Annotated in this window: 7 protein-coding genes; 5 read left to right on the forward strand and 2 right to left on the reverse strand. The window is 73.4% G+C overall.

Features of this window, described 5'->3' with window-relative positions:
* A partial coding sequence (locus tag JNW98_RS33645; RefSeq protein WP_223772092.1) for an alpha/beta fold hydrolase occupies nucleotides 1–384 on the forward strand: 384 nt, incomplete at its 5' end.
* Nucleotides 385–462: 78 nt separating this feature from the next.
* A complete protein-coding gene (locus JNW98_RS33650) occupies nucleotides 463–1,911 on the forward strand; it encodes a hypothetical protein (protein ID WP_223772093.1) in 1,449 nt (482 codons plus the stop codon).
* 146 nt (nucleotides 1,912–2,057) lie between these two features.
* On the opposite strand, the gene JNW98_RS33655 is transcribed toward JNW98_RS33650, so the two are convergent.
* Nucleotides 2,058–2,483, reverse strand: a complete 426-nt coding sequence (locus tag JNW98_RS33655; protein WP_223772094.1) for a VOC family protein — start codon at nucleotides 2,481–2,483, stop codon at nucleotides 2,058–2,060.
* A 33-nt stretch (nucleotides 2,484–2,516) separates the two neighbouring features.
* Nucleotides 2,517–3,407: a KPN_02809 family neutral zinc metallopeptidase gene (ypfJ, locus tag JNW98_RS33660; protein WP_223772095.1), complete on the reverse strand. Its 891-nt coding sequence runs from the start codon at nucleotides 3,405–3,407 to the stop codon at nucleotides 2,517–2,519.
* A gap of 387 nt (nucleotides 3,408–3,794) precedes the next feature.
* Here ypfJ and JNW98_RS33665 point away from each other — a divergent pair, with 387 nt between their 5' ends.
* The 3 genes from JNW98_RS33665 (at nucleotide 3,795) to JNW98_RS33675 (ending at nucleotide 6,957) form a co-directional block, all read left to right on the forward strand.
* Complete coding sequence (locus JNW98_RS33665; protein WP_185945825.1) at nucleotides 3,795–5,393, forward strand: ABC-F family ATP-binding cassette domain-containing protein; 1,599 nt, start codon at nucleotides 3,795–3,797, stop codon at nucleotides 5,391–5,393.
* 431 nt (nucleotides 5,394–5,824) lie between these two features.
* The gene (locus JNW98_RS33670; protein ID WP_030366669.1) at nucleotides 5,825–6,046 is read left to right on the forward strand and encodes a helix-turn-helix domain-containing protein; all 222 of its coding nucleotides are present in this window, start codon (nucleotides 5,825–5,827) and stop codon (nucleotides 6,044–6,046) included.
* A gap of 119 nt (nucleotides 6,047–6,165) precedes the next feature.
* Complete coding sequence (locus JNW98_RS33675; RefSeq protein WP_223772096.1) at nucleotides 6,166–6,957, forward strand: enoyl-CoA hydratase/isomerase family protein; 792 nt, start codon at nucleotides 6,166–6,168, stop codon at nucleotides 6,955–6,957.
* Nucleotides 6,958–7,095: the final 138 nt, after the last annotated feature.

Raw genomic sequence — 7,095 nt, forward strand, 5'->3', positions numbered from 1 at the left:
CCGCGGATCCGGCCGCACGTCGGCGGACTCGTCCTGGACTCGCCGGTGCTCGACTGGGACGCCGCGCTGCGCGCCCTCGCCGCACGCCGGCTCCCGGCCGCCCTGCGCCCGCTCGCGGTGCACGCGGCCCGCGTACGGGGCGGGCTGGACCAGGCGACGCTCCGGACCGCCGCCGACCCCGCCCGGCTGACCGTCCCCGTCCTCCTCCTGCACGGCCCGGACGACGCCGTCGCGCCCTGGGCGCACTCCCGGGACCTGGCCGCGCGCCGTCCGGACCTGGTCACGCTGCGCACGGTCCGCGACGCCGGGCACGCGGCGCTGTGGAACGCGGACCGGAAGGGCTACGAGGAGTCCCTGCGGCGGTTCCTGACGCCCCTTATGTAGGTTGCCACCAGGTGTCATCCGTGACTGCATGGTTGATTCCGATTGGGTTTTCGGAGCGTGAACGGCAAGACTGCTCCTGTGACGTCCCGTACTCCGCGCGACTCCCGGCTCAGACTCGTACCCCGGCAGCCGATCGCCGCCGCCCGCAAGGCGGTGGCCGACCGAGGCTCCCGTCCGGCACCCCGGCCGCCGGCCGGCATCCCGGGCCGTCCGGAACTCGCCCGGCAGGCGAGAGCCGGACTCACCGGCGCCGTCCGCCTGGCCCGCTGGGCGGCGGCCGAGTACGCCCGCGGGGCCGGACCGGGTCCCGACGAGGCCGGTGCGCTCGGGCCGGAGACGGCCGAGCGGGCCGCCGCCGACCTCGGCCTGACGCCCCGCCAGGTGCAGGCCGACTGGGACCGGGCCCGGCTCGCCGGACTGCTCGAACTGCACGGCGGCAGCGCCCGCCCCGGCTGGCGGCTCACCGCCTGGGACCGCGACGACAGCGCCGTGCTGCGCGGCTGGGTCGCCCTGTTCGACGCCTGGTCGCTCGCCCACCCCGAACCGGCCGGCACCGACCCGACCGTGGCCGCCGAGGTCGTCGAGGCGGCCCCGCAGCTGCTGTCCGTCATGCACCTGTCGGCCGGGTCCGTGTCCGTCGCCATGCTGCTCGACCTGCTCCGGCAGCGCGTCGCGGAGATCCGCGCCGAACGCTGCGAGATCCGCTACGACGGCCCCGAACCGGTTCCGGCCGGCGCTCCCGTCCCGGCCCCCCGCGACGGGAGCGCCGAGGACGTCGGACCGCTGTCGGACCTGCTCGCCTGGGCGCTCGACGGGCTGGCCTCGGTCGGCGCGCTCGTGGTGCGCGGCGGTGGCGGTGACGGTGCGGGACCGGAGGCCGAGGCCGTGCTCACCCCGCTCGGCAACTGGGCGGTCTGGGTCAAGCTCGAACAGATCTGCGTCGCCGCCCAGAGCCCCGCGGGCAACATCGAACTCTCCGCCGAGGCCATGCTGCGCGGCTGCGCCGACCTCAGCCCCGGCCCCGCCCGCGCCGAGTACCGCGCCTGGCTCGCCGCCCGGCCGGTCCGCAGCGCCGTCACCGAGCTCCTGGAGGCGGCCCGCGGCGACGACGCCCTCGTCCGCGGCCTCGCCTTCGAGGCCCTGCGAGCCGTCGGCGCCCCCGCCGAACCCGCCGTCCGGGCCGTCGTCGACGAGACCGTCCTGCGCCCCTACGCGCTGCTGTGGCTGGCGGAGCAGGAGGGGCACGACCCGGACGAGGCCGCCGAGGTCCTCACGCGGGAGGAGGCGACCTGGCTGTGGGTGGATACGGCGGCGGCCGTCGCCGATCACGGGGAGAGCCGGTTGCTCGTGCGGCACCTGGAGTCCGCGGTGCAGGGTACGGTCCCCGGCCTGCTGGCGGAGGTGCGGGCCGTGGGGCACCCCCGGACCGTCCAGGTGCTGGTCGCTCTGGCGGCCGCGCATCCGGATCCGGCCCTGGCCAAGGCGGTCCGGAGAGCGGCGTTCCAGGTGCACCGCGGGGGGAGCTGAGCGGCGCCTGCGCCCCCGCACCCCCGGACGGGCTGATTCAGCCCGTCCGGCGAGTGAGGACGAGCGGCGGAGCCGCGACAAGCGGGGTCTGGGGCGCAGCCCCAGGAAACGGCGAAGGGGCGGGCCAGGGGCAAACCCCACCGGCGTCAGCCGGCAACCTCAGGCCCCGACGGCGCATACGTGCCGAACGTCCAGAGGTTGCCCTCGAGATCCCGCGCGAGGTAGTCGCGCGCCCCGTAAACCTGATCAGCCGGCGGCACCAGAATCTCCGCCCCCTGCCGCCGAGCCCGCTCACAATGAGCATCCACGTCCTCCACCACCACGTAGACCCCGGCGGGCCCCGCCTCGGCCATGGCATCGGCAAACGGCCCACCCCGCCCAGCGGACCCGATCATCACCATCCCGTTGCCATGGACGAGCTCCGCGTGCAGCACGGTCCCGTCCTCACTCTCGTACAGCGCCGACCGGACGAAGCCGAACGCGGTGGTGAGCTGCGCGAGAGCCGCCTTGGCGTCGCGGTAGAGGAGAGCCGGGGTGACGGTGGGGCGGATGGTGTGGGTGAGATCCGACATGGGGCTGACTCCTCGCTTCCGCGGGACACCGGGCTACCGGAACGTGTCGCAGGCGGCCACGTTCCCCGTCCGGTACCCGGTGGTGAACCACTGCTGCCGCTGCTCGGCCGAGCCGTGGGTCCAGCTCTCCGGGGTGACCCGGCCCTGGAACTTCTCCTGGATGCGGTCGTCGCCGACCGCCGCCGCGGCCGAGAGGCCGTCCTCGATGTCCGTCCGCGTCAGCGGCTTGAGCAGCGGCTTCCCGCTCGACCGCTCGGGCGTGGAGGCCGCGTGGTGGGCCCATACGCCGGCGTAGCAGTCGGCCTGGAGCTCGACCTTGACCGCGTTGCTGCCGGCCCCGGTCGTCCGGTCCTGGGAGCGGGCGAGCGTGCCGGTGAGGTTCTGGATGTGGTGTCCGTACTCGTGGGCGACGACGTACGCCTCGGCGAACGGCCCGCCGCGGGCCCCGAACTTGCTCGTGAGCTCCTTGAAGAAGTCCAGGTCCAGGTAGACCTTGCGGTCACCGGGGCAGTAGAACGGGCCGACGGCGGAGGACGCGGCTCCGCAGGCGGTGTTCGTCCGGCCGGTGAACAGCGTCGTCTGCGCCTGGCTGTAGGCGGTGGAGCGGCGGGCGAACTCCTGGCTCCAGAACGACTGGGCGCTGTTGACGACGCCGACGATCCGGCAGTCCTCGCGGGTGTTGGCGTCCCGGCCCTTGCGGCAGCTCCGCGCCACCTGGGCGTCCGTGCTCGCGGACGGCGAGGTGCCGGGCTCACCCGAGGACAGCCCCAGCTCCTGCGGGCCGATGCCGAAGAACAGGCCGGCGAGCAGGGCGAGCAGCCCCACGACCCCGCCGCCCACGGTCAGGCCGCCGCCGGGGATCCGGCTGCCCCGCTCGTCCTGCACTTGGGAGGTGTCGAGATCCGCGTCGTCGTCGAACTGCATGCACGACCGCCTCTCCACCCGGGGACATCACCCCGAGTATCCGTTAATCACCCGTTATGTGCTCCCCTGGAGGCGCCGCCCCGCAGGAGGGGCTGCCCGGAGTGTGACGGACGAAACGGCGGGACGGTGGACAGGGCGGGGGCGGGACGGGGGACAGGGCGCACGACGGGGCGAACGGCGGGGAAACGCGGCGGCGGCGGGCCCCCGTCCCACCGCCCGGCCGGGAAATCCGCTTGCCCGCCACCGTTAGAATCTTCCCCATGGCTTCTCTCCTCGTGCATTAGACGGCGCCGCCGCCCGCGCGGCAGTGTTCGCCCCCTCCCCGGCCCGCGCGGCACCGGGAGGTGTCCCCCTCGACCGCCGTCCCACCCGCCCAGGAGTAGTTCCGTGATCACCGCCTCCGGCATCGAGCTGCGCGCCGGCGCACGCGTCCTCATCGAGTCCGCCAGCTTCCGCATCGCCAAGGGCGACCGCATCGGCCTGGTCGGCCGGAACGGCGCGGGCAAGACGACCCTCACCAAGTGCCTGGCCGGCGAGGGCATCCCCGCCGCGGGCACCATCAGCCGCTCCGGCGAGGTCGGCTACCTGCCGCAGGACCCGCGCACCGGCGACCTCGACGACCTGGCCCGCGACCGCATCCTCTCCGCGCGCGGCCTGGACTCCGTCCTCCGCAAGATGCGCGAGAACGAGGACCGCATGGCCAACGGCAAGGGCGCGACCCGCGAGAAGGCCATGAAGAAGTACGAGCGGCTGGAGACGGAGTTCCTGACCAAGGGCGGCTACGCCGCCGAGGCCGAGGCCGCGACCATCGCCGCCAGCCTCGGCCTGCCGGACCGCATCCTCGGCCAGCCGCTGCACACCCTCTCCGGCGGTCAGCGCCGCCGCGTCGAGCTCGCGCGCATCCTCTTCTCGGACGCCGACACCCTGCTCCTCGACGAGCCCACCAACCACCTCGACGCCGACTCCATCGCCTGGCTGCGCGACTACCTCAAGACCTACCGCGGCGGCTTCGTGGTGATCTCCCACGACGTCGACCTCGTCGAGACGGTCGTCAACAAGGTGTTCTACCTGGACGCCAACCGCTCCCAGATCGACGTCTACAACATGGGCTGGAAGCTCTACCAGCAGCAGCGCGAGGCCGACGAGAAGCGCCGCAAGCGCGAGCGGCAGAACGCCGAGAAGAAGGCCGCCGCGCTCAACTCGCAGGCCGACAAGATGCGCGCCAAGGCCACCAAGACCGTCGCCGCGCAGAACATGGCCCGCCGCGCCGAGAAGCTGCTCGCCGGCCTGGAGGCCGAGCGCGTCTCCGACAAGGTCGCCAAGCTGCGCTTCCCCGACCCGTCGCCGTGCGGCAAGACCCCGCTGATGGCCGAGGGCCTCTCCAAGTCCTACGGCTCGCTGGAGATCTTCACCGACGTCGACCTGGCCATCGACCGCGGCTCCCGCGTCGTCATCCTCGGCCTCAACGGCGCCGGCAAGACCACGCTGCTGCGCCTGCTGGCGGGCACCGAGAAGCCCGACACCGGGCAGGTCACCCCGGGCCACGGCCTCAAGCTCGGCTACTACGCGCAGGAGCACGAGACGCTGGACCCGGACCGCACGGTCCTGGAGAACATGCGCTCCTCCGCCCCCGACCTCGACCTGGTCGAGGTCCGCAAGGTGCTCGGCTCGTTCCTGTTCTCCGGCGACGACGTCGACAAGCCCGCCGGCGTCCTCTCCGGCGGCGAGAAGACCCGGCTGGCCCTGGCCACCCTGGTCGTCTCCTCCGCCAACGTCCTCCTCCTGGACGAGCCCACCAACAACCTCGACCCCGCCAGCCGTGAGGAGATCCTCGGCGCGCTGCGCACCTACAAGGGCGCGGTGGTCCTGGTGACGCACGACGAGGGCGCCGTCGACGCGCTCGAACCGGAGCGCATCATCCTGCTGCCGGACGGCGTCGAGGACCTGTGGGGCCCGGACTACGCGGATCTGGTGGCCCTCGCCTGAGCCATCGCCCCCGAGGGGGCGTCCGGCCGTCCCCGCGGAGCCGTCCCCGCCGGTGGACGATCGCCCTTGATCGATGTGCTTGATCAATACCCTTGATCAGTGCCGTCCCGATCATTCGGCCGATGCGTGATCCTTCATCTGAGTGAGGGCGGCTCATCCCCCGGTGTGGTGGAACGCTCCGGCGCACGCACCGGAACCGGCACCCGGTGCCTTTCGCCCCCGTGCTCCCCGGCCCCCTCCTGACCTGCCACTTTCCCCCGCCACCCGGACGGGTGTACGGGCCCGGGAAGCCGGAATCGCCTGTTCCGCCCGGCTTCGGCGGCCCGGATCGCGGAAACCTTCTGTCATCGACCTTGCCGAATGGGTGGCCAGGATCCCGGCAAGGGGTGATCATGAGAGACAAGAGGCGCATCTCCCATGAGGAGGCACGGGTGGCCGAGACTCTGAAGAAGGGCAGCCGGGTGACCGGCGCCGCGCGCGAAAAGCTCGCGGCAGACCTGAAGAAGAAGTACGACTCCGGTGCGAGCATCAGGGCGCTGGCCGAAGAGACCGGCCGCTCCTATGGCTTTGTCCACCGGATGCTCAGCGAATCCGGCGTGATCCTGCGGGGTCGCGGCGGTGCGACGCGTGGCAAGAAGGCCGCCTCGGCCTGACACCGCGCACCTGTCGGGCACCGAAAGCATGGGCAGTGCCACCCGGTCGGCGGTTCGACCGGCCGGGTGGTTACTGTGCAGTCACTTACACCGACTGCATGCCGATACCGGAGGCTCCCATGATCGCCCCGCAGGCCCTGCTCGACCAGGATGGCGTCCGGCTCACCGTGGACGACGCGGTGGCCACCGTCACCCTGTCCAACCCCGCCAAGCGCAACGCCCAGTCGCCCGCCCTGTGGCGGGCCCTCACCGAGGCCGGGCGGCTGCTGCCGGGCAGTGTGCGGGTCGTGGTGCTCCGGGGCGAGGGCAAGTCCTTCTCCGCGGGCCTCGACCGGCAGGCGTTCACGCCCGAGGGTTTCGACGGCGAGCCGTCGTTCCTCGACCTGGCACGCGGCGCGGACGCGGACCTGGACGCGGAGATCTCCCGCTACCAGGAGGCGTTCACCTGGTGGCGGCGGAACGACATCGTCTCCATAGCCGCCGTCCAGGGGCATGCCATCGGCGCGGGCTTCCAGCTCGCCCTCGCCTGCGACCTGCGCGTCTGCGCGGAGGACGTCCAGTTCGCCATGCGCGAGACCAGCCTGGGCCTGGTGCCCGACCTGGCCGGCACCCGGCCGCTCGTCTCGCTGGTCGGCTACGCCCGCGCGCTGGAGATCTGCGCGACGGGCCGCTTCGTCCATGCCGAGGAGGCCGAGCGCACCGGCCTGGCCAACCTCGTCGTCCCGGCCGCCGAGCTCGACGCGGCGGTGGCCGACCTCGCCGCGGCCCTGCTGGCGGCCCCGCGCGACGCGGTCGTCGAGACGAAGGCGCTGCTGCGGGAGGCGGCCGGCCGCACCTATGACGACCAGCGCGCCGCCGAACGCGCCGCCCAGGGGCGGCGGCTGCGGGACCTGGCGGGGCTGGGGGAGTAGTCCTGCTCCGCGCGGCTGAGCCGTGGGCCCCGGGCCCACGGCTCAGCCGCGCACGCGGATGCCGTACCGCGTCCGCAGGTACCAAAGCTCCCAGAGGGCGACGGCCGTCACGGACACCGGTCCGCCGAGGAACGCCGC

Source organism: Streptomyces huiliensis, from assembly GCF_020037025.1.
In the GTDB taxonomy this organism is placed as follows: Bacteria; Actinomycetota; Actinomycetes; order Streptomycetales; family Streptomycetaceae; genus Streptomyces; species Streptomyces huiliensis.